Below are 23,439 nucleotides of genomic sequence, written 5' to 3'. Positions count from 1 at the left end.
GCCCGTCACCGTGGTCAGCGAACTGCGCCAACTCCCAATAGTCTGTCTGCCTGAACAGAACCCGCGGCTGAACAAGGCCTGGCGGACACCGAGCGCGAGGACGTTTAAACCCCCGGGGAGAAAACATCATCCTTCTACCCCGGTTCGTCCTTCGTGGGATACGCGCCCCAACTCAGCTCACCCATGAACTCTGACATCGTCCGCGGTAGCCCGGCCTTTTTGAACATTGCGATTTACCGACTGACTATCAGTCAAATCGTTGCGATGGGCTCCCAGCTTGATCTAAGGTTGTGTTTTATGACTCAGACACGGGACCAAAGCGCCGCACGAGCGGCGATCTCAGCATCCGGTTTGAGGCATCGCGATGTGGCGAGCCACCTTGGTATCGATTCCAGCAAGCTCTCCAAATCACTCTCCGGAGTACGGCGGTTCACCTCACAAGAACTGCGTGACCTTGCTGATCTCACCGGGGTCACGCTCGAATCCCTTTGCGCTGAACAGAAAAAGTCGACGTCAGCTGAGACGGCCCCTTCGCCTCAGCGCGGTTCGAAAGATCTCGTCGACCGAAAATGTCGGATCGTGAATGAGGCGTGGACTCTTTTCACGGAACGCGGATACCACTTTGTCACCATCGCGGACATTGCTAAAGCTGCCGGTATTTCCACCTCAGCTGTGCATTACTACTTCCAGTCCAAAAACGACATTTTTCTGGCCACCCTTGATTTGTGCGCGCAGGAAGCCGCTCAACGCCATGCCGTCGGCCCCAAGATCACCGACCCTTCGGAGCGTTTGATTCGGTTCCTCCGCGTGCAGCTCGATGGTTCAGAAGAATCCATGCGCGAATGGACGACATGGGCCCAGTTTTGGTCTTCATCACCGACGTTCCCAGACGCGAGACAGGCAGCTTCGGTCGCCTACGGCCGCTGGCAAGCCCAACTGCGAGTGATTGTGCTGGAAGGAATGGCCGCGGGCCAGTTCATCGCCACCGACCCGGACCACATGGTCAACGCCGTAACAGCGATGATCAACGGATTGGGGGTGCAGCTACTTACTGGAGCTGTGTCTCCGGCCGATGCTGCTGAGGCCGTGACGCTCTATGTAAGCACGTGGTTCACATCGACTTCGCTGGCTAAGACCACCAAGGAGAAGGATTGAACATGGTTGAACTATCACGCAGGCAACTGTTGGGTGCCGCGGCAGTCGCTGGTTCTGCGACTGCTCTCGCGGCGTGTTCTCCGACGTTGCCCGCCGAGAAGATCGACACGTCCGGGCCGCCCCACAAGGGCGGCACACTGCGGGTGGGCTTGGTGGGCGGATCGACCGCTGACACCGTCGACGCGCATATTCCCGCCAGCGCCAGCGATGCCGCGCGCGTGATCAACTTGTACGAGCCGCTTGTCCGTCGCGGGTACGAGTATGAGCTGGAGAACCGCCTCGCGGAAAGCCTCGAGCCGAATAGCGACGCGACGGAGTGGACCGTGCGGTTGCGCGAAGGCCTGAAGTTCTCAGACGGCCGGCCGCTTCGCCCCGAGGACGTGATTGCCACCTACGAGCGCGTCGCGGATCCGGCCGACCCGAAGAACGGAGCGGGTTCCATCGCTCACATCGAATCGATGCAGGTAGTGGATGACCGGACCCTGACCATCTCCCTCTCCCGACCCGACGCGACCCTCACTGACGCTCTGGCCGAGTACCAGATGGGCATCGTCCCAGAGGACTACGACCCGGAGAATCCGATCGGCGCTGGCCCGTTCAAGCTGGTCAATTTTTCTGCCGGCCGAGAGACGATCTTGGAGCGCAACGAGCACTACTACCTCGGCCCGGCGAACTTGGACAGTGTTGAGATCGTGGACTTCTACCAAGAGGATGCAATGCTCAACGCGTTGCTGTCTTCCCAGGTCGACGGCATCGGTGCGCTCAACCACGCCCTGGTGCGAGTTATCGAGTCAGATCCGCGTCTCCATGTGGTCAGTTCCGAAACCGGCATGTGGCTCCCCTTCACCATGCGCGTCGACCACGAACCATTCGACGATGAGCGCGTCCGCCAGGCCATGCGCCTCGCCGTAGCTCGGCCCGGCATGGTCGACCAGGTCTATTCAGGCGAGGGCCAGCTCGGCAACGACATGTTCGCGCTCTACGACCCAGCGTACCCGCACGAATTCCCCCAGCGTGAGCAGAACATCGAGGAAGCGAAGCAATTACTTGCCGACGCAGGCTACCCCGACGGCATCGACATCACCCTCCCTACATCCGAGATCGCGTCCGGCGCTGTTCGCGCCGCCCAGGTGTACGCCGAGCAAGTTCGCGATGCCGGTATTCGGGTGAAAATCGAGCAGGTTGACTCCACCACCTTCTGGGCGGACGGTAACTACCTGTCCTACCCCTTCGCGCAGACCTTCTATTACACGCGCAATTTCCTCGAGCAAGTCAACCGCTGCGCCACCGAGGAAGCACCATTCAACGAGACACACTGGGCAGACCCGGACTTCACCGCACGCGTCGAAAAGGCCCGCAGCATTGTCGACGACCGCGAGCGCGGCGAAGCAGTCAAGGAGCTGCAGCGCGAGTTCTACGACCGCGGCGGCTACATCATCTGGGGCTTCCCCAACCAGGTCGACGCATACCACAACTATGTGGTGGGCGCGAAGCCGCACCCGAGCGGTGTGGCTCTATCCCAGGGGCTGTTCTACGACATGTGGATTGCGGAGGCATAGACAATGGGCAAACTCATCGCTCGCCGACTCGGCTTGAGCATCTTCATTCTCCTGGCAGTATCGGTCATCATCTTCTGCGCCACACTGCTTCTCCCGGGCGACCCCGCCCGCGCGATTCTGGGCCAGCAGGCCACCCCGGAACGCATCGCGGCGCTCGAAGCCGAGATGAACTTGGACAAGAACCCGTTCGAGCGCTATTTCCTGTGGCTCGGCGGTGTGCTGACCGGCGACCTCGGCACCTCGACAACCACCGGTGGGCCAGTCTCCGATCTGCTCGGTGAGCCACTGGTCAATTCACTGGTCCTCATGGCGCTCGCGGCTCTGATCGCGATTCCGTTGGGCATCCTCGTGGGCATCTACGCCGCCTGGTGGCGCGGATTCCGCCGCGACCAGGCAATCACCTGGGTGACGTTGATTCTGGCGGCGATGCCGGAATTCGTTATCGGTATCCTGCTGGTCACGGTCTTTGCCACGTCAGTCTTCCAAGTTCTGCCTGCCGTGACCATGTCTCAGCCTGGCGCGTCCGTGTGGTCGTACCCCTCGCAGTTGGTGCTGCCCACGCTGACGCTCGCGCTCGTCGTCAGCCCTTACATCGCCCGCATGACCCGCGCGACGATGATTGAAACCCTCGATTCCGGCTATGTCGAAATGGCCCGCCTCAAAGGTGTGCCCGAGCGCCGCGTGATTTTCCGTCACGCGCTCCCCCACGCGATCGGCCCCATCGCACAGGTCGTCGCTATCCAGCTCGCGTGGCTCGCCGGCGGCATCGTCGTCGTCGAGTACCTGTTCCGTTACCCGGGCCTGGGCGTCGCCATGATCGACGCCGTCAACTACCGCGATGTCCAAGTCGTTCAGGCAGTGACACTCCTGATTGCCGCTGTCTACGTCGTGGTTAACCTGCTCGCCGACATCGTGGGCATCATGGCCAACCCCAAGCTAAGGAGCAACTAATGACCCAGCCACACAACCTTGGCGCCGAGTCTGCCGGGTCGCTCAAAGCAGATCAGAACGCAGCCACAGAGCCAGGCGCGGCCGACACCACCGCCGCCGACGCTCCACCGGCTGCAGCTGGCACGGCAGAGGCTGGCACAGGCGAACCCCGAACTGGCGACGAGCTCAAAGCCTCATTGTCCAAGCCGGACCCATTGCTCAAACGCATTTGGGCTCAGCCGGAGGGCAAAGTGGGCATGATTCTCACCGGCCTGGTCCTCCTTGTTGCTGTTGTGGGTTATTTCTTCACAGAGCAGCTCACCGGGTACTCAACGACCGAGTTCCTCGGTCTCCCCTTCACCAACGAGGGGATCTTCGGCACCGACAACCTCGGTCGGTCCGTGGCGGCCCGCTTCGTCGGCGGCGGCCTCATCCTCCTCATCACGGCGTTCCTTGCCACGGTGCTGGGAATGGTCGTGGGAACGATCCTCGGTATGATTGCCGGTTATACGGGCGGCACAACGGATGCGGTGATCATGCGCATCAACGATGTCATCTTGGCGTTCCCGCAGCTGATCTTCGCCATGCTCGCGATCGTGATCTTCGGCCCCTCGGCGACCGTCCTCGTCCTTGTCATCGGTCTCACCCACGCACCGCGCATCGCTCGCGTGGCGCGGTCGGCGACACAGTCCGTCACCAACGAGGACTACATCCGGGCAGCACAGATGTACTCGGTACCCCACTGGAAGATTCTTACGCAGGAGATTATGCCCAACATCACTGGGCCGCTGGCTGTGGAGGCGGGCTTGCGTTTGACGTACTCAATCGGCTCCATTGCCTCCCTTTCCTTCCTGGGCTTGGGCATCCAGCCGCCGGCGGCGGACTGGGGCCTCATGATCAATGAGAACCGCATCGCTCTGTCCATCCAGCCGTGGGGCGTGGTGTTGCCGGTGATCGCGATTGCGCTTTTGACCATCGGCACAAACATGCTTGCCGACGCCGCCGCCCGCGCCACCGCTTCCACCGCCACCCCCATCAAGCGCACCGGCCCGACAATCCAGAGCGACCGTCAGGCGAAGTTGGACCCCATCATCAACGAAGACACCCGCAGCCGGAGTGCTGCCTCGAAGGAGCAGGCATGACTACCTCAATGAACGCGGACGGCACCCGACCGGAGAAGGCTTCGCAGACAACGCCGCAAACATCGCTGTGGGCGTCAACCGGCGCAGACGGCGAGTACGTGCCTCCCACTCGAAACAGCGACACCCTCGTCCTAAGCATCCGCGACCTCCGCTTGGCCACGTACAGCGGAACGGAGATCCTCCATGGTGTAGACATCGACCTGTACCGCGGCGAGATCGTCGGTCTCGTTGGTGAATCGGGTTCCGGAAAGACAACCGCAGGTCTCGCTGCGCTCGGACACGTCCGCACGGGTCTGACCATCACAGACGGCACCGTCACTCTCCACTCCCGCGACGGCGAAACCACCGACGTGCTCGAACTCAACGAAGACGAAGTACGTGCGATGCGCGGAGCCCGCGTCGCCTATATTCCGCAGGACCCCGCACTGAGCCTCAACCCAGCGATGCGGGTCGGCGACCAAATCCGGGAAGTCTTGGACATTCACGGCTACGGCGCTAGTTCCGCCGAGCGCGCCGACCGCGTCCGCGAGGTGATGCGGGATGTCGACCTGCCGGACACCGACGAGTATCTCGCGCGCTGGCCGCACCAGCTTTCTGGCGGGCAGCAGCAGCGCGTCGGCATCGCCATGGCGTTCGCCATGTACCCGGATGTGCTCATTCTCGACGAGCCGACGACAGGTCTCGACGTCACCACCCAGAACCACGTTCTCAAGACCATCCGGTCCATGACGCTGAAACAGAATGTCGCCTCCCTGTACATCACCCACGACCTCGCAGTCGTCGGCGAGCTCGTCGACCGCGTCGTGGTCATGCTCCGCGGCGACATCGTCGAGGAGGGGCCGTACAACGCTGTCCTCTACAACCCGAAGCACGACTACACCCGCAAACTCATCGGTGCTATTCCGGACCTTGAGGGCCGCAAAGACATCGCGGGCAACGACAGGTGGGCTGACTCGTGGATGGAGATGAGCGGGAAGGACGGGGCGTCGATAAGTGCGAACGCGCCCTTGCTGCGCGTCCGCGACCTCGAAATGGCGTACGGCGACAACAAGGTACTGCACGGCATCAACCTCGCCATCGAAGAGGGCGAATCGACCCTGCTGCTCGGCGAATCCGGTTCCGGCAAGACGACGCTCGCACGCTCCGTCGCGGGACTCAACCCCGGATACACCGGCGACGTTCTCCTGCGCGGCTCTGAACTGAAGCACTCCAGCCGCGACCGCACGCTCGAGCACCGCAAAGATGTCCAGTACATCTTCCAGTCGCCGTTCTCGTCTCTGAACCCGCGGCGCACCATCGGCGAGTCGATGAGCGTTCCGCTCGTGATGGCCGGGGAGCTGTCCAAGCGCGAGCAGCGCACGATCGTCGAGGACACCCTCGAGTCCGTGCAGCTCGACCGCAGCTTCTATGACCGTCGCCCAGGCGACCTTTCCGGCGGCGAACGGCAACGCGCGGCGATCGGTCGAGCGCTCGTCAACGCCCCGTCGGTGCTCGTCTGCGACGAGATCACTTCCGCCCTCGACGTGTCCGTCCAAGCATCGATCCTGCAGCTTCTCGCGGAGCTTCGCCACGAGCGCGGCCTGTCACTGCTGTTTGTCACGCACAACATCGCGCTCGCACGGCACATCGCCACCCGCGTCGCCGTGCTGAACAAGGGAGTGATCGTCGACGAGGGCCCGGTCGACGACGTGCTCGACTACCCCCAGCACGAGTACACCCGAAGCCTCCTGGCGAATATTCCTTCGCTCTAGTCTCGCACTGCCCGTGGCGTCGCTCTGGGTATGGTGGGAGTGTAGAACTGCAGGCGAAACATAGGAGGCCAACGCCGTGGCATACCCCTCTCCCCACCCCGCAACGACCGACCTGAAGCCACTGCCGGTCCCGCCGCTGAACGACACGCTTGATTCCTACTCGTACGCGCTCTCCGCTGTTCTGAGCGGCGAGGAACTCGAGCACGCACGCGAGGTTGTCGAGAACTTCCGGACCGGCGCGGGCCCGCAGCTCGACGATAAGTTGCGCGAGCGCGCGTTCGAGCGGGAAGCAGCCGGCACCAACTGGCTTAGCGACGAATGGTATTCCTCCTACCTCACCACCCGCTCCCCCCTGTCGCTGTCCACGAACGTCGGATTTCAGATCGCGCTGCCGGCAGCGGATGACTCTGCTGGCCCCGGCGGCATTGACCGCGCTGTGGAGTTCATCCGCCGCGCGGCCACCGTGCACCTCGCTGCCGCCGCCGGTGAGACCCCTGAGGATGTCGACGGCCGCGGCAACCGCATCACCATGAACCAGTGGTTCGTCTACGCCGGTGGACTGCGCCACCCCCAGGCCGAGAAGGACACCATCATCCCGACCGAACTCGATGGCGCGTCCCGCGAGATCGGCGTCTTCGTGGACGGCAGTCTCTTCGCTCTGCCCATCAGCGACGGCAGCGGTAAGATTGCGTCTGCGTCCGCGCTTCGCGCCGGCCTGGAGCAGGTGCAGAAACTTGCCCGCAGCGGCGAGCCAGCCGCATTCGACTTCAACACACCATCGCTGCTCGGCTCAGAAACGCTGGCAGACCTGCTCCCCACCATCGTGGAGCAGGGCGACAACAGCGCGACCTACGACCGCCTGCGCGACATGCTCTTCACCGTCGAGCTGCAGGACGTCGAGAACGAAGCCCCCGGAAAGATCGATGCCGAGCGGATCCGCGAAGCCACCTTCACCCCCCGCGGCGCATGGACGTACAAGCCGCTGAGCTACCAGATCAGCCTCAACAGCGACTGGATCGCCGTCCACGTCGAGCACTCCTGCCAGGACGGCGCGACGCTGGTCACCGCGGTCACGCGCATGCAGAATGCCGAGCTCGGCGACGGCGCCGACATCCAGGCCGCACCCGAGGTGCTCACCTGGGAACTCGACGGGGCGGCGAGGCAGGCAATTGAAACGCACCTCGACAGCTTCAACGCGGCTGCCGCGAAGCTCGACACCGACATCATCACCGTCCCGCACAGCCTGCCCGCGGACCTGCCGTTCAAGATCAGCCGCGACGCATCCGCACAGCTCACCATGCACATCGCGCAGCAGCTCACCTACGGCCGCGTCCGCGCCGTCTACGAGGCCGTGGACATGCGCGAGTTCCGGGCGGGACGCACCGAGTGCCTCCGCGCAGCCACGCCAGAAGCAGTCGCGTTCGCGCAGAAGCTTATCGACGCCACTGCCACCCAAGACGACCTCCAAGACGCCCTCAACGCCCACCGCGGCTGGGTGAAGCGGTGCAAGTCCGGCAACGGTTTCGACCGCCATATCCAGATGATGGCCACCATCTATGACGCGGACGCCGCGAATGCCGACGCTGGCAGCACTGGCACCGCCGACTCCTTCTTCACCGACACCGCGGCGACCGCGGCACGCCGGGACTTCCTGTCCACCACCTCCATCGGCGGCGCTAATCAGATCGTTCGCTACTGCTTCGCTCCCACGCTCCCCGAAGGCTTCGGCATCTCCTACACCCCGCTTCCGGAAGACGCCGAATTCTGCGTCTCCTGGAACACGGACACAGCAGAAAAACCCGAGGAATTTCGTGCGAATATCGCGCGGGCATCTGAAATGTTCTGGGACTTCTGCGCAAAGCTGGTTTAACGCATGAAGAAAATCGGGCTCACGGGAGGAATCGGAAGCGGAAAGTCGACCGTCGCTAAGCTGCTGGACCACGAAGGTTTCCCCGTTGTCGACGCCGACAAGATCGCCCGGGAAATCATGGAACCGGGTTCCCCTGTCTTGGATGAGGTTGCCGCAGCCTTCGGCGACGACCTCATCAACGAAGACGGTTCGCTGGACCGGGGGGAGTTGGCGAGGCGGGCGTTCGTCGATAAGCCGTCGACTGAGAAGCTGAACTCGATCACCCACCCCGCGATCCGCGCCGAATCCGAACGGCGATTCGCGGCAGCCGAGGCTGCCGGCGAATCCGCGGTGATATACGACATGCCGCTGCTCGTGGAACTCGGCATGCACCGAGCGATGGACCTCACTGTTGTCGTCGATGTCGACGCCGAAGAGCGTGTCCGCCGGCTCACCATGTCGCGCGGACTTGACGAAGCCGACGCACGCGCGCGCATCGCTCAGCAAATCGACGATGCCGCGCGCACAGCCGCCGCCGACATCATCATCGACAACAACGGCGACGAGGAACACCTAAAACCGCAGGTGGAAAAGCTAGTTCAACAGATACGCGCCTGAGTTTTCGCTCATTTGTCAAACAACGTTCAAAGGCACGCTACGCCCCATTCATCTCCGCTGCCTAATGTAGCTGGCTATGGGAACGTGGGACATCGGGCCGTTTGACAACGACCCCGCCGTCGATGCCGTCGCAGCGCTTGTCGACGGCACCTTCAGCATGGACCAGTTCCGCTTCGACTGCGGCCGCGGGCCGTTAGGCACCGACGAAGCCGAATCCGTCATCGCCCTCGCCGCAGTCATCAACGGCCACGTCCCGTCCGAATCCCAGTCCGCGGCCCTGCGGTACCCATTCTCCATCGACGACCGCCGCTGGATCCGCCACCGCGCCACACAGGCCATACGGCCCGGCAGCTCAGAGCTGTACGACCTATGGGAAGACGCCGGCGAATTGGACAGCTGGCTTGCCGAGACCAAGAAGTACGTCGCCTAGCGCCGCTGTCCGGCTCGTGGCGAGTGTCGTCTTCTTCATCCCAAGATCTAGTCGGGGCGCTCATCCGGCGCTCTCATCTAGCAATGTTCTTCCGGTGATGTTCGCTCGCGAATGTAACTCCGCCGGTTCATTTGCCCCGACATGACCACTAATCGGTTCAGCTTTACAATTGCCATTTATGTCCGTGGACCAAGTCGACCCGCTCATCAGCTCCATCTACCAATGGATGGACGTCTCGGGGGTGTTGCTGATGGGCATCATCGGCGGTACCCTCGCACGCCAACGCGGCTACGACATCGTTGGGTTTCTGTTCATCGCCATGCTCTCTGCGCTTGGAGGGGGCATGCTTCGCGACGTCCTCATCAACCAAGGCACCGTCGCCGCTATGCGCCAGCCGGAGTACCTAATCTTGGCGTTCACCGGCGCTCTGATCGCGCGATTCACCTACTTTAAAGGCCGCGCATGGGAGTTCCTCCAATCCCACGGCGACGCGCTTGTTTCTGCCCTCTGGGCCGCCACCGGTGCGTCCAAGGCCATCCAATACGGTCTGCCCGTCCTGCCGACCATCATGATGGGCGTGTTCACCGCGACCGGAGGCAGCATGATTCGCGACGTAGTCACCGGCCGTGAACCCAGCGTGTTCGGTGGTAACCAGCCAACGGTGATTCCAGCGGTGGCCTGTGCAGTCATCGTTCTGGTGGGCAACGCCACGGACTTCCTCGCTCTGACCATGGTGCTGGGGCCCGTCGTTAGTTACGTGCTGTTCCTCTTCGGCTATTACGGCAACTGGCGTGTCAGCCAAGACCCGGATTTCGCGCCTGTGAATGCCACGGTCAATGCGACAGCCACTCAAGTCGCATCCCTCGCCCGCAAAGCCGAGACCCGCTCCCGCGCAGTCGCCCGCGAACTAGAGCCTCGGACCGTACGTGCTTGGCGGCATAAGCAGATGGAGAAGGCACTGCAACGCCGCATCGAAAACGAGATCCGTAGAGGAAAGCAGCCCGCGACAGCTCGCAGCGACGCAGACGAGTTCCTCACAGAATTCACAAATCAATTCCCTGCCATCGACTCCGAGATTCTCGCCGAAGCAGATGTGGAGAAACAGTCCAACGAGGAAAACCTCTTCGAAGGCATCGGTGTCGACCTAGCTGGCGATTCCTACGATGCCGAGGTGGCCGAACCTGACTCGGCTGAGACGGAAGCCATGGAAGCCGTGAACGCCGACATGCTCGACCTCATCCTCTCGGACCCCGCACTGACCGATGAACTCATCGAGCGCCTCGTTGAACGATACAAACAAAAAGGCACGTAGATTCAGCACGGGGTTTTAACTCGACGCGAACAGCAGCAGGCTTTTGCAGCTGCGACTATGCAGCCCGTGGCCCAGTCCCGCAGCTACTTGCTGAACAATTGTTCCATTGCTCCAAAGGGATGCCGGTTGTTCTTCACGGGCACCCCAGTGGGTGATATCCAGGTCGGGGTCCCTGCCCTGATTTCAATTCGGCCTCTATGCCGGTGCCTGGGCTCGTCGTCGTTGGTGCGGTTGTGGTACCTGCACAGGATCGACAGGTTATTCATGTTTGTCTGACCGCCCCGCGACCACGCCTCAATGTGGTGGACTTCGCAATTATCCGCTGCATGCCGGCAATCCGGCACCGGACACGTCGTGAGCGTCATGCGGGCGAGATCCCGCTGCTTGGCGTTCGCGAACCGCTTCTCCCGGTACAAGTTAACTGCACCGGCCTCTGGGTGGAAGACACCCACCCCGAGCTCGGCGCCGTGGACAGTGGCGAGGTAGGACAAACGCGCGGAAAAGGCCGTCATCGCCAACCTGTGGATAACTCCCAAACTGCCGAGACTTATCCACAGGGCTACGGTCCACTGTCGATCAAAACAGGCCATTGCCCTGCGAAAAAGCACCGGTTCCATCAACACCGAAAAAATTCGGGGCCCCACGCTCGGACGGGACAAGAGCCAAAAACCGGGATAGGGCGAGGGGTGCCGGGAGACGTCGATAAGCATGCAAAAAGACCCGCACCGAAGTGCGGGTCCTTCTACAGGTGCGGCTTAGTTGCCTGCGAGCTTCTCGCGCAGTGCGGCGAGCTGCTCGTCGGAAGCGAGGGAGCCACCCTGCTCAGCTTCACCAGCGGACGGAGCTGCCGGAGCTGCAGCCTCGCCGGAAGTGGAGCTGTAGTTGGTCTCGCCCTCACCGGCCGTCTCTGCCTCTGCGGCGGCAGCGCGGTGACGCTCGATCTGAGCGGTGTGCGCCTCGTGCAGACGGGCGGCCTCGGCGTAACGGGCCTCCCACTCCTGGCGAGCCTCGTCGTAGCCTTCCATCCACTCGTTGGTCTCCGGGTCGAAGCCCTCCGGGAAGATGTAGTTGCCCTGCTCGTCGTAGGAGTCTGCCATGCCGTAACGGGACGGATCGAATTCGTCGGAGTAGTCCTCGTCTGCCTGCTTGAGGGACAGGGAGATGCGGCGACGCTCGAGGTCGATGTCGATGACCTTGACCATGACCTCTTCGCCGACGCCGACGACCTGGTCCGGAACCTCAACGTGGCGCTGAGCCAGCTCGGAGATGTGGACGAGACCCTCGATGCCTTCCTCGACGCGGACGAACGCACCGAACGGGACGAGCTTGGTGACCTTGCCCGGGACAATCTGGCCCACAGCGTGGGTGCGGGCGAAGACGCGCCACGGATCTTCCTGGGTCGCCTTCAGAGACAGGGACACGCGTTCGCGGTCGAGATCCACGTCGAGAACCTCGACGGTGACCTCGTCGCCGACGGTGACGACCTCGGACGGGTGGTCGATGTGCTTCCAGGACAGCTCAGACACGTGGACCAGGCCGTCAACGCCGCCAAGGTCGACGAAGGCGCCGAAGTTGACGATGGAAGAAACGACACCCTTGCGGACCTGGCCCTTCTCCAACTGGTGGAGGAAGTCGGAGCGGACTGCGGACTGGGTCTCTTCGAGGTACGCGCGACGGGACAGGACGACGTTGTTGCGGTGCTTGTCCAGCTCGATGATCTTGGCTTCGAGCTCCTGGCCGATGTACGGGTCCAGGTCGCGGACGCGGCGCATTTCGACGAGGGATGCGGGCAGGAAGCCACGCAGACCGATGTCGAGGATGAGGCCGCCCTTGACGACCTCGATGACCGTACCGGTGACCGGCTGGTCGTTCTTCTGCAGTTCTTCGATGGTGCCCCAGGCACGCTCGTACTGTGCGCGCTTCTTGGACAGAAGCAGGCGACCTTCCTTGTCCTCCTTGGTCAGAACAAGCGCGTCAATCTCATCGCCGATTTCGACGACCTCGTCGGGGTCGACGTCGTGCTTGATGGACAGCTCGCGGGTCGGGATGACACCTTCGGTTTTGTATCCGATGTCGAGGAGGACCTCGTCGTGGTCGACCTTGACGACGGTGCCGCTGACGATGTCCCCATCGTTGAAGTACTTGATGGTGGCATCAACTGCGGCGAGAAAATCCTCAGTGCTGCCAATGTCGTTGATGGCAACCTGCGGGGTTGTAGTAGTGGGCATAAGTTATGTTGCTCCGAAATGGATAGGAGATAGCAAATGGACATGAGCGCATCTCTCGAAAAAGCAGCTTATCGACGAGCTTTTCGACGCCTGCTGCCCCACCTTTGAGCATCAGCCCGAAGGCAGGTTGAAGCACGGCAAGCCGTGTCAGAGCTGGGATTTCGATCTCGCTTCCGACGCGGGCGGCCCTCCTATTACGGCCGAGGCCACGCGAAATGCTTAGATACGCGATTGCGAGAGTAGTTCATTTCCCCAGCTTGGGCAAACTTTGCTTTGGGCGCGTCGCCGGTGAGTCGCGAGTGCGCCGTTGCTGTGCCTCGAAAGTGCCGCCGGCGCGTCGCGAGTGTGAACTGCGTCGCGCTTTCAGCATTTCCCCATCAATAGCATTACTCTTTAACAGTCAACTTGAATTTGATAGCGCTCGCGAGCGCATAGGTGGTGTTTTTATGTTGAAACGCGCTATCGGCATCGGTTTCGCGTTCATTGGTGTCGTTGTGGGCGCCGGTTTTGCTTCAGGCATGGAGGCGTTCCAGTATTTCGTCTCCTACGGCGAAATGGGCATGTGGGGCATTGTGCTTGCCGGCGTGGTCATGGCTTTCGCTGCGGTGGCCTTCCTCGCGTTTGGCTCGTACTTCCAAGCCACTGAGCACACGCGTGTGTTCGGTGAGGTCTCCGACGGCCTGTCTTCGAAGATCATGGACTGGTCGGCGATCGCATGCATGTTCAGCGTCGGATTCGTCATGTTCGCCGGCGCCGGATCGAACCTCGAGCAGGCGTACGGCTGGCCGATTTGGGTCGGTGGTTTGGCGATGTTGATCATCATGCTGCTGGTGGGTCGGCTCGACGTGGACAAGATTTCTGTGGTGTTGGGGTTGGTCACTCCCCTGCTGATCATTTTTGTGCTCATTGCGTCCATCTGGACGTTCACACACGCGAGCGTCGATTTCTCTGCTCAGAGCGAGTGGACGCAGGCGAATGTCGAGGGGGCCACGGGTGCACCGGCGTGGTGGCTCGGCGCTTTGAACCACACGGGCTTGAACGCGCTGTGCACGGTGTCCATGGCGATCGTGATCGGCGGCGACAATTTCGACAATAAGGCTGTGCGGATCGGCGGCCTGATCGCGGGCTTCCTCTACGCGGCTATGCTTGCTCTGCTCGTGGTGACCCTGTTCATAGAAGCGCAGGCTGTTAACGGCGACGATCTGCCGCTGCTCACTGTTCTGTTCAACATCCACCCGGCGTTGGGCCAGGTGATGACGTGGGTCATCTTCCTCATGGTGTTCAACACCTGCCTGGGCATGATCTACGCGCTGGCGAAGCGCCTGACCCGCAATAACCCGGACCGGTTTTACCCGGTGTACGTGGGCGCCTGCATTGTCGGTTTCATTCTGTCCTTCATCGGATTCAAGGCGCTCGTCGCCAACCTCTACCCGATCCTGGGCTACCTCGGTCTGTTCGTGATCGCGGTGCTGGTCTACCAGTACTTCCGCTACCGCGAACGCCTGGACCGTGAAAGCGAGCTGCGCACCGCGGCTGTGGACCTCATGTCTGACGAGGAGAATCTCGACCCGGACAGCGAGTTCGCTGACATGTCACTCGAGGAGCTCGCGCACGAGTCGAGCCTTGACGACGACGAGTTCCGCGAAGCCCTCGAATCCGAGCTTGAGGATGCGGACACCGACAGCGACTCAGACGATGACTCGCTAAACGGCACAGCCGCTGCCGAAGACACGGATGGCCGGCCCGGCGGCGCTGCCTCTGGTTCGAGCGCGGTCTTCGGTTCTAATTCGGACTCATCCTCGGGATCTGGATCGACCAAGGTCTAGACAAACCTAGACGCAAAAGACTCCTGCGACAATCTCGCGGCAGCGACACGTCTGGCGCAGCCCCACTCAGGGGGCTGCGCCAGATTTCTTTTTCGGATCAGTGGGCGGCTTCGTCCCAGTTCGAGCCGGTGCCCGCGGAGACTTCAAGGGGGACTCGCAGGGTGATCGCGCGGTCCATTTCTTCCTCGACGATGGCGTGGACGTGGTCGAGCTCGCCGGGGGCGACTTCTACGACGAGTTCGTCGTGGACCTGTAGGAGAACACGTGATTTGAGGGGCTCGCCGTTGTGGCGGGCGCTAGCGAGCGCAGCATCGACGCGGATCATCGCTACCTTGATGATGTCGGCGGCGGTGCCCTGGATCGGCGCGTTGAGGGCTGCGCGCTCTGCGTTCTCCCGGGCGACGCGGTTGTCGGAGGTGAGCTCCGGCAGGTAGCGGCGGCGGCCGAAGACGGTGGAGGTGTAGCCGTCCCGGCGGGCCTGCTCGACAACGTCATCCAGGTAGCGCTTCACGCCGCCGAATCGTTCGAAATAGGACTCCATGATCTTTTTGGCTTCACCGGCGGGGATCCCCAGCTGGTTAGACAGGCCGAAGGCGCTGAGACCATAGACGAGGCCGTAGCTCATGGCTTTGACGCGGCGGCGGAGTTCGGGGGTCACCTGATCGATGGGGACGTCGAAAACGCGGGAACCGACGAAGTTGTGCAGGTCTTCCCCTTCCTTGTAGGCCTCGATCAGCCCGGGGTCCTCGGAGAGGTGAGCCATGACGCGCATCTCAATCTGGGAGTAGTCGGCCGTGAGCAGGCATTCATAGCCCTCACCGACGGTGAACGCGGAACGTATCCGGCGGCCGGCTTCGGTGCGCACGGGAATGTTCTGCAAATTCGGCTCGGTGGAGCTCAGGCGTCCGGTCGAGGCGACGGTCTGGTTGAAGGTCGTGTGGATCCGGCCATCGTCGTGGATGGTCTTGATCAGGCCTTCAATGGTGGATTTGAGCTTTTGCCATTCGCGGTACGCGAGGAGCTGATCGAGGAACGGGTGCGGTTTTTTCGCGGCCAGCGCCTCGATTTCTTTCGCGGCGGTGGAATAGCCCGTCTTGGTCTTCTTTGTCTTGGGCAGCTCGAGTTTGTCGAAGAGCACGACGGAGAGCTGTTTGGGGGAAGAGAGGTTGAGGTCGGGTTCGTCGACAAGCGTGCGTGCTGTGTTCTCGGCGTCGGTGACCTTCTGCGCGATCTCGGCGAGCTGGTCTTCGAGAACTGCCATGTCGACGGCGACGCCGGCGTCCTCCATCTCGGCGAGGATGGTCAAAAGCGGCAGCTCGAGGTCGGCGTAGAGCTCGAACGAATCGATTGCGCGGAGTTCCTCGCCCAGCGCCGCAGCGAGTTCGAGGATGGCGAGCGCGGAATCGACCTCGGCGGTGTCCTGGTCGAGCAAGCTCAGTTGGTCGCTTCCTGCGGTGAGCTGGCGCTGCAGGTGGCGCTGGTAGACGTCGTCAAGGTGGTAGGTACGCTGGCCGGGACGCAGGAGGTACGCGGCGATTGCGGTGTCGTGCGCGATGCCGCGCAAGGTGATCCCGCGACCGCGCAGCATATGCCACGCAGCTTTAGCGCTGTGGAGATACTTCGGCGCATCCGATTCGAGCCACGCCTTCAGTGCGGTGTCCTCCTCGGGCGTGATCTCGCTCAAACGCTTGGTCACGCCGTGCCGCTGCTTATCGACGATCCCCACCGCCCACGCGTCCCCATTCGCCGGCGTGGCGTCGCCCGTGACGAAAAGGGCGAGGCCTTGACCCTCGCGGGCGGCGAGCCACGTGTCGAGAGATTCATCGTCGATGGTAAGTTCCGGCAGCTCTTCTGTCTCGGTTGCCGGTGCCTCACCGTCGGTGGGAATGGCGGCGAGGACCCGTTCGCGGAGGTTGACGCCGAATTCGAGATCGTCGAAGGCTTTCGCGACGGCGGTGACGTCGGCCGGTTTGAGCTCGAGTTCGTCGGGGCCGACAGGCAATTCGAGGTCGCGCACCATCTGGGTGAGCTCCCGGTTGAGTCGGACTTGCTCGATCCGTTCGCGGAAAGCGTTACCGGCCTTGCTCTTGATGTCGTCGGCGTGCTCGATGAGCGAGTTCAAGTCCCCGTACTGGACGATCCACTTCGTGGCGGTCTTCTCCCCCACCCCCGGGATATTGGGCAAGTTGTCCGACGGGTCGCCGCGCAGAGCCGCGAAGTCCGGGTACTGGGCCGGAGTCAGGCCATATTTGTTCTCCACTTCCTCGGGCGTGAAACGCGTGAGAGTGGACACGCCGCGAGTCGGGTACAAGACGGTGATATTGTCGTTGACCAGCTGCAAGTAGTCACGGTCGCCGGTGACAATGATCACCTCGAATTCGTCCTGGGCCTGTGTTGTGAGTGTAGCCAGGATGTCGTCGGCTTCGTAGTTCTCTTTGGTCAGCGTCACAATGCTCAGGTCGCCGAGCATGTCCTGGATGATCGGCACCTGCCCTTTGAACTCTTCCGGCGCGGCGGCGCGCTGCGCCTTGTATTCCGGGAAGCGCTCTGTGCGGAAGGTCTGCCGGCCGATGTCGAAGGCGACCGCCACGTGAGTCGGCTGCTCCTCGGCGAGAATATTGGAAAACATCGACAGAAATCCGTACACCGCATTCGTGTGCTGCCCACCCGAGGTGGAGAAGTTCTCCGCCGGAAGGGCGTAGAAGGCGCGGAAGGCCATGGAGTGGCCGTCGATAAGCAGCAGGCGTTTTGGTTGCGATGAAGATTCTGGGGAAGTCACAGCGTTCCACTGTACCGATCGGCCGGCCGGGGACGGAGCGGGAGACACTACCACCGTGGCCGGTTGCAGCCCGTACCGGAAGCGCTTCAACCACAAAGCCCCATCGGCCTTTCTCGCGAGTGGAAGACCGATGGGGGGGCTTCGCAAAACTCTACTACTAGCGACAATAGAGGCTTGTTCCCAGTCTAGTTCCATGCGTTCCTTGATCTAGTTCCAACGCGTGCCCGCTACCAGGAGATTCACTAATCCGCCGATCCCTGTTGCGCGGATCTATTGCTCCTGCTTGTGGAAGAGCAATTCGTCTTCCAGCGCGTCGCCGAACTCGGTGAAAATCTCGGTGTAGGCCGTGACCATGCCGAGGGAGGTAATCTACTCTTCGAAAAGGTCATCGAGAGCGTTTTCGTCGCCTTCTTTCCAACCGGAGGCAAGAGTTTCAAGCTGTTCCTCGCTCGAGAGTTTGCGCTTTTCACCCGACTATCGCCTAGCCAGGCGTAAACGGCGAGAAACCCGTCGTTGAAGCTTGGGAGATACGGCAGAGGTTCTCGCCGGGCAAAGGGAAGCAATCCGGCGTACTGCGTTGAACGCTCTCTCGCGCTTTGAAGTACGGCTTCCACGCCTGGCAAGACGGCGACGTTTTCAAAGATGCCCTTGTACGCCTGGTCGAGGGTCTATTGTAGTTCCTCCGAAATGGGTGGCAGCTCGATCTTCGGTGCGAAGGCCGAGAGGTCAATCTTAGGCACCATGTCCTTGAATGCGCTGGTGTAGTCGAACCTCGGAACGTTGGCTCAGCTTATGGATTTGAGGAACTCAGCGTCTATTGGGGCGTAGGCCTTCCGCGCTGTTTCGGCGATTTCAGCTATGGCACAACAGGTTTGTCGAGTCATTGCATAACCGGATGCGCGACGAGCTACGTGAGGATAATCGTTTTGAGGATCTCACCCACGCCAGGGTCATGGTTGACTGGTGATCGCGCCGGTTCAATACTGAACATCCGCACTCGGCGTTGGGCTATCTCAGCCCGGGCAGGTATGCGGAGAATTGGAAGAAAGAACAGCAGGCAGTCGCTTAAGCCTACTGACCCTAATTCTCAGACCACCCCAGCATGGCTATCAAACCTCGGGTGATAGCGATCATGAATTTGGTGCATAGCCGGTGGTGAGGTGTTCAAGCTGAATATATGCAGGCAGGAAACCAGTAACGGGATGGTACCCAGCCGCCGTGACCCACGCTGAAGCGTCGGTTATTTGGTTAGCATCGATAACCTCGCAGGTGACATGTGGACCGATAGAGTTATTTGCAAAAACCGCATTCATTGCGAGAGACAATTCCTGATTGACGGCCACTCTGTCTGTGTTTTCAGACTCGAACGCGACCGCCACCCTAATTAGATGCCTCCCACTGGCATAGGTTTTTCTAGCATGGGCGACCCCGATCCATGACAGGCCTTTAGTGCAACAGTGGCGCAGAGCTCGGCGAACGGCGGCGAGCGCGAGTGCCTGATTTGTGGCAGCTATTGATCGTGCCCCTAACGCACGGGGCCATAAGACGGGGAGTTCCAACGACGTGGCCTGTGGGGGTGCAGCGTTGGGAGAGGAGGTGCTGACGCCGGCCTCTTTCGTCGGATCGAACCACAGCAACTCAATCGGGAAGTCCGTAAAGGAATCGATGCCCAGGTCACCGAGAACATCACACACGTCATGTGCCACAGTGCCGAGAGGCGCCTGCGCATCGACCTCAATTGTCAACAGTGGTTGATGAATGGAACCTGCCACAGCCGAGATGCTATTGGCACGCACGCTAAGCACAGAACACACTGAACTTACGGTGCTGCCGGACGCGAGACCCCAAGTGCTGAGAGATTCCCAGATCAGCGCCGGTGCTACAGCTGCGGCGAGACAATCAGGATCAGCCATCGCCTTTTCCTGTTGTAACTTAGAAACAAGTTCCGAGGATGCGAGATAGCCGCCGCGGTGAATTGCACGATCGACGATGCTTGTTCCTGGGATGAAGCTGCGAACCCGGATGATGCCGCTCTCTGGGAGCCGACGAATACTTAGCGAAGTCCGTTGGGGAGGTTCTCTCAGTGCGTCATCGGCTGTGCGGGCGGCGCTGTCACCCAACACCTGCGTTAAGGATTGGACAGGGAGAAGATCAGTGCTGAGCGGGATCCGGTACAGAATGATTGGCGTTTCTTCAGCATCCGGTTCATGGACGGTGCTAGGGAACGCCTGGTGGAAAATGATGTCGTGGAATACCGACGCGCAATGAACGCCACTTCCACATGCGCTAGCGAAGGCCTGTGCCCGGTCAACGATGTGCCTCAACACAGATTCTGTGAAGAGAGGATCATCTTCCTGAACGTGCAGGGTGATCACCGGAGTGGTGGTTGCAGAGTCATCATTAACTTTAGACGCCACGCTATAGGCGAGGCGTCCACAACCGAGACATTCCTGGCTGTTTGGAGCATCCGAACGAAGATCCTTTACATACTTCCGAGTAAGTTCCCGTACGACCGTGCCCGTGAAGTATTCACGAACAGCAAGAGCTAGCAGCCCTAATGACTCGGCCATATTCCAGGCAGGAATATGTTCTGAAAGAGCCGATCCTATTGCGGAGTTGCTGAGGCGCTGAGCTGCAGCTAATGCTGCCTTGGGACTGTAGTCGGGGCGGCGATTAGCGGCTGACGACTGCCTGAAGGAGTAGTTTTTGCTCTCGCATGCGCTATCGCTGACATCCAGGATGGCGAAGTCATGGTCGATGAGCTCATAATGCGTTAGACAGAGCTGCTGGTGGTACACATAATCCAACACAGATTCATCACTAGGAGCTCCGGCTAGCAACCACTGGATATGTGTGTACTCACGCTCAATGTCCTCGAATGTTGTGGCGCGTCCCCCGGCGCTCTGGATCAAGATTCTTCCGGAAGAATCCCCCGGAAGAACAGTCAATGCCTGGCAGTTTCGTGGAATGGCTAAACCACTGGTCCACGCTGCAATTCCAATCCAGCGCACATAGTCAATGGACATGGCCATTTCGCCAGTTTAACCTTTTGGTTTGCAGTTGAGTGTTTTAATGTTCTCTCGCCTTCCAGGCCAGTCTCGTTCGCCAATAACATCTACATCGACTAGATTCCGCCAGCTCACGGGATGAGCAGGTTTATGGCAATATGCACGTGCTGTAATCCTCTGTCCGCGCCCGCCACCGGACCGGATTTCTCGAGTGTTTGAAGTGATGGCTACTCAAGAGCCCACGCCGGTTCTTCGATTTTCCCAGAATGCGGCCAGATCAACGCGGACTTTAGCGCGGGAGTTGCCAGGTGACCGCTGCCTTTCGTGAAGCACGCCGCGCTCGCGGAACAGAGTTCACGAACCGACTCATCTGGGCCAGCATCGAACTTTGTCCCCGGAAGTCTTCGCCCAGTGGGACGGCACGGTCGCCGTTGACGGTACCTCGCTTCAGGTGTCTAAGCGCGGCACGCCGGCACGCAAGCGGATGCGCCAGGGGTCAGTGCCAGAAGACGCTTTAATGGCGTCGACCCCTGTGGCTGGTTGGCACCACAAGGAGACCACCGACCATGACGGGGAGAATCTGGAGGTTAAGGGTGGCACCTACATTTGGGGTTTCGAGGCGACCATCGCCGCGATGACCGGGCCAGGGTTTGCGAAACGGGGTGGGCACCCTGGTCTCATTCTGGGTATGGGCTTTCACCGCCCGGGTGTGAACCCAGCAGAACGACTTTAGGAGGCGCTCCAGAACATCACCGAAAGGCCGGAGCTACTGCGCGGTTACATGTTGTTCGACCGCCTCTACCCAGCTCAGAAGCCGGAGAGAATGCACATTCCGCTGCGCGAGGAGGGGTATGACCTCGTCTTCGACTACAAGGACAAGCAGCGTGGCCTACAAACCGTTTTGCCGTCAGGCGCGGTGGTCATTGACGGCGGACTCTACTCACCGGGAATCAACGCATTTCCTGGGCTGATTGACCCGCACTCGGAGTACGAAGCTGGCGACATTGACCACGAGACGTACATGGGCCGATTGGAGGGGCGGAAGAAGTTCGCGCTCGCCACAAAAGGCACGACGAACGAGAACGGCGACCGTCGATTCCGGTGCCCTGTCAAGGCTCCGGGTTCGGCACTAGCTTGTGCTCTCGTAGCACGAGGGGACGAGAAGCCTACTGCGAAACAACGGCTCGAACTGACTGTCAAGGACGTATCTGGCTTCTCTGCTGCACCACCCGCAATTTGCCGACAGGCTTCGGTGACCATCAAGAACAGCGTCGAGGACGGTGCCCGGTGGCTCCAGCAAGGGCCGGCGTACGGCACCCCGGAGTGGCAGGAGGTGTACGGTCAGCGCAACATGATTGAGTCCCGCAACGACAAGCTCAAGAACGCCCGCGGCGTCGGTATTGGCGACTCGACCATGCGCCTCATGCGGGGGTGGGCCGGCCAACTCATTGCGACCGCGATTTCCTGCGTCGCCGTTAACGTGCTGTTGCTGACTTCTGATTCGGCCTGGTTTGACGAGAGCGGTGATGACAATGATCCGTCGCCGCGTGGCTATCGCGACGACCTAGACCGTAAACGCAGCGAGCGAGCGCTAGCCGGCACGTTCCCGAACGCTCCGCCAGTTGCCGCGTAAACGCAGGCCGCAAGCCACCAGAAAAAGAGTTCTGGAGGGCCGCGGCCTAGAAGTCCTGTTCGAATAGCGAAAACCGCCCGGAAATCGGTCTTAATCTGCCGATTTCCGGGCGTTTGGTGTTCGTCGAAGCGCTTTTTACCAGCAGGTTCCGTCCCAGCTTGCTGAAAACAGAAGTAAAGGGGGTTCCGGTGAAAGTTTTCCGAACTCTTTCGAAAAGTTCTCCGAAACCCCCGTTTTTAAAAGTGCCCCAGGTGAGACTCGAACTCACACTGGACGGGTTTTGAATCCGTTGCCTCTGCCAATTGGGCTACTGGGGCGATTCCATGAGAATACCTTAACCATCACCGACGGCGAAAACTGCAGGCCCGCCCACTATTGCGCACGGGCGGGCCCCAGCTCCAGGGGCCGAACAAACGGGCTTTTCACCCCCGGCGCGACGCGAGCCACAACTCGTCGGGAGATGTCAGTCGGCGGGTGCCGTTCTAAGCGGGCTGGATCTCGCTCTCCACGACCCACTTGTGGTTCTTCATTTTCATGCCCTCGGCGTCGACATCGACCATGTAGACGGTCTCGTCAGTGGATGAGTCGATCGTGGAGGTCGCACCCTTCATTCCGCTCATATGATCGGCGGTGACGACTTTCTCGGCACCGTCCGGTAGGCGGTCGCTACCTGCATCCTCGAGCTCTTCCTGGACCACCCACTTGTGGTTCTTCACTGGGTCACCGCCGTCCGTCGGAGTGTAGGAAATCGCGTAGGTGTAGGTGTCGTCGAACGCCCCGACGATCGTCGCCTTAGCTCCCTCCATGCCCGGCATGTGGTCGGCGGTGAGAATCACCTCGGTGCCCACAGGGTATGTGGGGTTGGCTGCCTCGACCATGCCGGCCGGTGCGGGGCCGCCATCAGCCGGGTGGTCGTGGCCCCCGTGTTCGCCGTGTTCGCCGTGAGCATCATCATCCGACTGACCTTGTGTGGCCATGGACTCGCTCATCCCGGTTTCCGTGGCCGTAGCTGTCTCTGTCTCGGCTTCCTGGTCGTTCGTCTCTGAAGAGCACGCCGCTGCGGTGAGGCCGAGGGCTGCAGTAGCTGCGATGAGAGCGGTTGTGCGGGAGAACATGAGTGTGAACACCTCTCGTTTTCTTGTTCGAGTTCATTTCTCGGGCTATATTTCGGTCGCAAACACGAAAGTGCCTGTCAATGCGACGGGCCCGCCAGAATACA

General features: G+C 61.0%; 19 protein-coding genes and 1 tRNA gene. 14 read left to right on the top strand and 6 right to left on the bottom strand.

Features of this window, described 5'->3' with window-relative positions; translation table 11 throughout:
• Positions 1-183: 183 nt before the first annotated feature.
• The 9 genes from QYQ98_RS00695 to QYQ98_RS00655 all read left to right on the top strand — a co-directional run bounded on the left by QYQ98_RS00695 (position 184) and on the right by QYQ98_RS00655 (position 10,746).
• Complete coding sequence (locus QYQ98_RS00695; RefSeq protein WP_302006863.1) at positions 184-1,155, top strand: TetR/AcrR family transcriptional regulator; 972 nt, start codon at positions 184-186, stop codon at positions 1,153-1,155.
• A gap of 2 nt (positions 1,156-1,157) precedes the next feature.
• Positions 1,158-2,714, top strand: coding sequence for an ABC transporter substrate-binding protein (locus QYQ98_RS00690; RefSeq protein WP_302006862.1), 1,557 nt, complete (start codon positions 1,158-1,160; stop codon positions 2,712-2,714).
• A gap of 3 nt (positions 2,715-2,717) precedes the next feature.
• Positions 2,718-3,665 (top strand): ABC transporter permease, encoded by a 948-nt coding sequence (locus QYQ98_RS00685; protein ID WP_302006861.1) that lies wholly within the window; start codon positions 2,718-2,720, stop codon positions 3,663-3,665.
• Positions 3,665-4,786: an ABC transporter permease gene (locus tag QYQ98_RS00680; protein WP_302006860.1), complete on the top strand. Its 1,122-nt coding sequence runs from the start codon at positions 3,665-3,667 to the stop codon at positions 4,784-4,786. Before QYQ98_RS00685 ends, QYQ98_RS00680 begins: the two co-directional genes overlap by 1 nt.
• A complete protein-coding gene (locus QYQ98_RS00675) occupies positions 4,783-6,537 on the top strand; it encodes an ABC transporter ATP-binding protein (RefSeq protein ID WP_302006859.1) in 1,755 nt (584 codons plus the stop codon). Before QYQ98_RS00680 ends, QYQ98_RS00675 begins: the two co-directional genes overlap by 4 nt.
• A 76-nt stretch (positions 6,538-6,613) precedes the next feature.
• A complete protein-coding gene (locus tag QYQ98_RS00670; RefSeq protein WP_302006858.1) occupies positions 6,614-8,407 on the top strand; it encodes a choline/carnitine O-acyltransferase in 1,794 nt (597 codons plus the stop codon).
• A 3-nt stretch (positions 8,408-8,410) separates the two neighbouring features.
• Positions 8,411-9,004 (top strand): dephospho-CoA kinase, encoded by a 594-nt coding sequence (coaE, locus tag QYQ98_RS00665; RefSeq protein WP_302006857.1) that lies wholly within the window; start codon positions 8,411-8,413, stop codon positions 9,002-9,004.
• A gap of 76 nt (positions 9,005-9,080) precedes the next feature.
• Positions 9,081-9,434, top strand: a complete 354-nt coding sequence (locus tag QYQ98_RS00660; protein ID WP_302006856.1) for a DUF4259 domain-containing protein — start codon at positions 9,081-9,083, stop codon at positions 9,432-9,434.
• A 178-nt stretch (positions 9,435-9,612) separates the two neighbouring features.
• Complete coding sequence (locus QYQ98_RS00655; protein WP_302006855.1) at positions 9,613-10,746, top strand: trimeric intracellular cation channel family protein; 1,134 nt, start codon at positions 9,613-9,615, stop codon at positions 10,744-10,746.
• A gap of 83 nt (positions 10,747-10,829) precedes the next feature.
• On the opposite strand, the gene QYQ98_RS00650 is transcribed toward QYQ98_RS00655, so the two are convergent.
• Positions 10,830-11,111 carry an HNH endonuclease signature motif containing protein gene (locus QYQ98_RS00650; RefSeq protein ID WP_302007777.1) on the bottom strand — a complete coding sequence of 94 codons (282 nt, stop codon included), beginning with the start codon at positions 11,109-11,111 and terminating at the stop codon, positions 10,830-10,832.
• A gap of 390 nt (positions 11,112-11,501) precedes the next feature.
• Positions 11,502-12,974 carry a 30S ribosomal protein S1 gene (gene rpsA / locus QYQ98_RS00645; protein ID WP_302006854.1) on the bottom strand — a complete coding sequence of 491 codons (1,473 nt, stop codon included), beginning with the start codon at positions 12,972-12,974 and terminating at the stop codon, positions 11,502-11,504.
• A gap of 446 nt (positions 12,975-13,420) precedes the next feature.
• Between rpsA and QYQ98_RS00640 the strand changes: the two genes are divergently transcribed.
• On the top strand, positions 13,421-14,800 hold the full coding sequence (locus QYQ98_RS00640) for a hypothetical protein (RefSeq protein ID WP_302006853.1): 1,380 nt from the start codon (positions 13,421-13,423) through the stop codon (positions 14,798-14,800).
• Positions 14,801-14,897: 97 nt separating this feature from the next.
• Here the strand turns inward: QYQ98_RS00640 and polA are convergent, their stop codons facing one another.
• Complete coding sequence (gene polA / locus QYQ98_RS00635) at positions 14,898-17,579, bottom strand: DNA polymerase I (RefSeq protein WP_302006852.1); 2,682 nt, start codon at positions 17,577-17,579, stop codon at positions 14,898-14,900.
• A 285-nt stretch (positions 17,580-17,864) separates the two neighbouring features.
• Here polA and QYQ98_RS00630 point away from each other — a divergent pair, with 285 nt between their 5' ends.
• Positions 17,865-18,074 (top strand): hypothetical protein, encoded by a 210-nt coding sequence (locus QYQ98_RS00630; RefSeq protein ID WP_302006850.1) that lies wholly within the window; start codon positions 17,865-17,867, stop codon positions 18,072-18,074.
• Positions 18,075-18,396: 322 nt separating this feature from the next.
• Positions 18,397-18,546, top strand: coding sequence for an integrase core domain-containing protein (locus tag QYQ98_RS10070; RefSeq protein ID WP_367881633.1), 150 nt, complete (start codon positions 18,397-18,399; stop codon positions 18,544-18,546).
• Positions 18,547-18,709: 163 nt separating this feature from the next.
• Here QYQ98_RS10070 and QYQ98_RS00625 read toward each other — a convergent pair whose 3' ends face one another.
• Entirely contained in the window at positions 18,710-20,611 is a 1,902-nt protein-coding gene (locus QYQ98_RS00625; protein ID WP_302006849.1) for a hypothetical protein, read from the bottom strand.
• Between the two features lie 364 nt (positions 20,612-20,975).
• Between QYQ98_RS00625 and QYQ98_RS00620 the strand changes: the two genes are divergently transcribed.
• Together QYQ98_RS00620 and QYQ98_RS00615 are read left to right on the top strand one after the other, a co-directional pair.
• Positions 20,976-21,320 (top strand): hypothetical protein, encoded by a 345-nt coding sequence (locus QYQ98_RS00620; protein ID WP_302006848.1) that lies wholly within the window; start codon positions 20,976-20,978, stop codon positions 21,318-21,320.
• Between the two features lie 48 nt (positions 21,321-21,368).
• On the top strand, positions 21,369-22,220 hold the full coding sequence (locus QYQ98_RS00615; protein WP_302006847.1) for a hypothetical protein: 852 nt from the start codon (positions 21,369-21,371) through the stop codon (positions 22,218-22,220).
• Positions 22,221-22,463: 243 nt separating this feature from the next.
• On the opposite strand, the gene QYQ98_RS00610 is transcribed toward QYQ98_RS00615, so the two are convergent.
• Together QYQ98_RS00610 and QYQ98_RS00605 are read right to left on the bottom strand one after the other, a co-directional pair.
• A tRNA-Leu gene (locus QYQ98_RS00610) sits at positions 22,464-22,537 on the bottom strand.
• 165 nt (positions 22,538-22,702) lie between these two features.
• A complete protein-coding gene (locus QYQ98_RS00605; RefSeq protein WP_302007776.1) occupies positions 22,703-23,335 on the bottom strand; it encodes a YdhK family protein in 633 nt (210 codons plus the stop codon).
• Positions 23,336-23,439 lie beyond the last annotated feature (104 nt).

The organism is Corynebacterium sp. P3-F1 (genome assembly GCF_030503635.1).
Lineage (GTDB): Bacteria > Actinomycetota > Actinomycetes > Mycobacteriales > Mycobacteriaceae > Corynebacterium.
This window is presented reverse-complemented; position numbering and strand designations above follow the sequence as displayed.

Coding starts and splice junctions, on each gene's coding strand:
- QYQ98_RS00655 (WP_302006855.1), top strand. CDS start 9,613: ATGTCCGTGGACCAAGTCGACCCGCTCATCAGCTCCATCTACCAATGG.
- QYQ98_RS00675 (WP_302006859.1), top strand. CDS start 4,783: ATGACTACCTCAATGAACGCGGACGGCACCCGACCGGAGAAGGCTTCG.
- QYQ98_RS00640 (WP_302006853.1), top strand. CDS start 13,421: ATGTTGAAACGCGCTATCGGCATCGGTTTCGCGTTCATTGGTGTCGTT.
- QYQ98_RS00650 (WP_302007777.1), bottom strand. CDS start 11,111: ATGACGCTCACGACGTGTCCGGTGCCGGATTGCCGGCATGCAGCGGAT.
- rpsA (WP_302006854.1), bottom strand. CDS start 12,974: ATGCCCACTACTACAACCCCGCAGGTTGCCATCAACGACATTGGCAGC.
- QYQ98_RS00690 (WP_302006862.1), top strand. CDS start 1,158: ATGGTTGAACTATCACGCAGGCAACTGTTGGGTGCCGCGGCAGTCGCT.
- QYQ98_RS00615 (WP_302006847.1), top strand. CDS start 21,369: ATGTTGTTCGACCGCCTCTACCCAGCTCAGAAGCCGGAGAGAATGCAC.
- QYQ98_RS00680 (WP_302006860.1), top strand. CDS start 3,665: ATGACCCAGCCACACAACCTTGGCGCCGAGTCTGCCGGGTCGCTCAAA.
- QYQ98_RS00605 (WP_302007776.1), bottom strand. CDS start 23,335: ATGTTCTCCCGCACAACCGCTCTCATCGCAGCTACTGCAGCCCTCGGC.
- QYQ98_RS00685 (WP_302006861.1), top strand. CDS start 2,718: ATGGGCAAACTCATCGCTCGCCGACTCGGCTTGAGCATCTTCATTCTC.
- QYQ98_RS00695 (WP_302006863.1), top strand. CDS start 184: ATGAACTCTGACATCGTCCGCGGTAGCCCGGCCTTTTTGAACATTGCG.
- coaE (WP_302006857.1), top strand. CDS start 8,411: ATGAAGAAAATCGGGCTCACGGGAGGAATCGGAAGCGGAAAGTCGACC.
- QYQ98_RS00625 (WP_302006849.1), bottom strand. CDS start 20,611: ATGGCCATGTCCATTGACTATGTGCGCTGGATTGGAATTGCAGCGTGG.
- QYQ98_RS00660 (WP_302006856.1), top strand. CDS start 9,081: ATGGGAACGTGGGACATCGGGCCGTTTGACAACGACCCCGCCGTCGAT.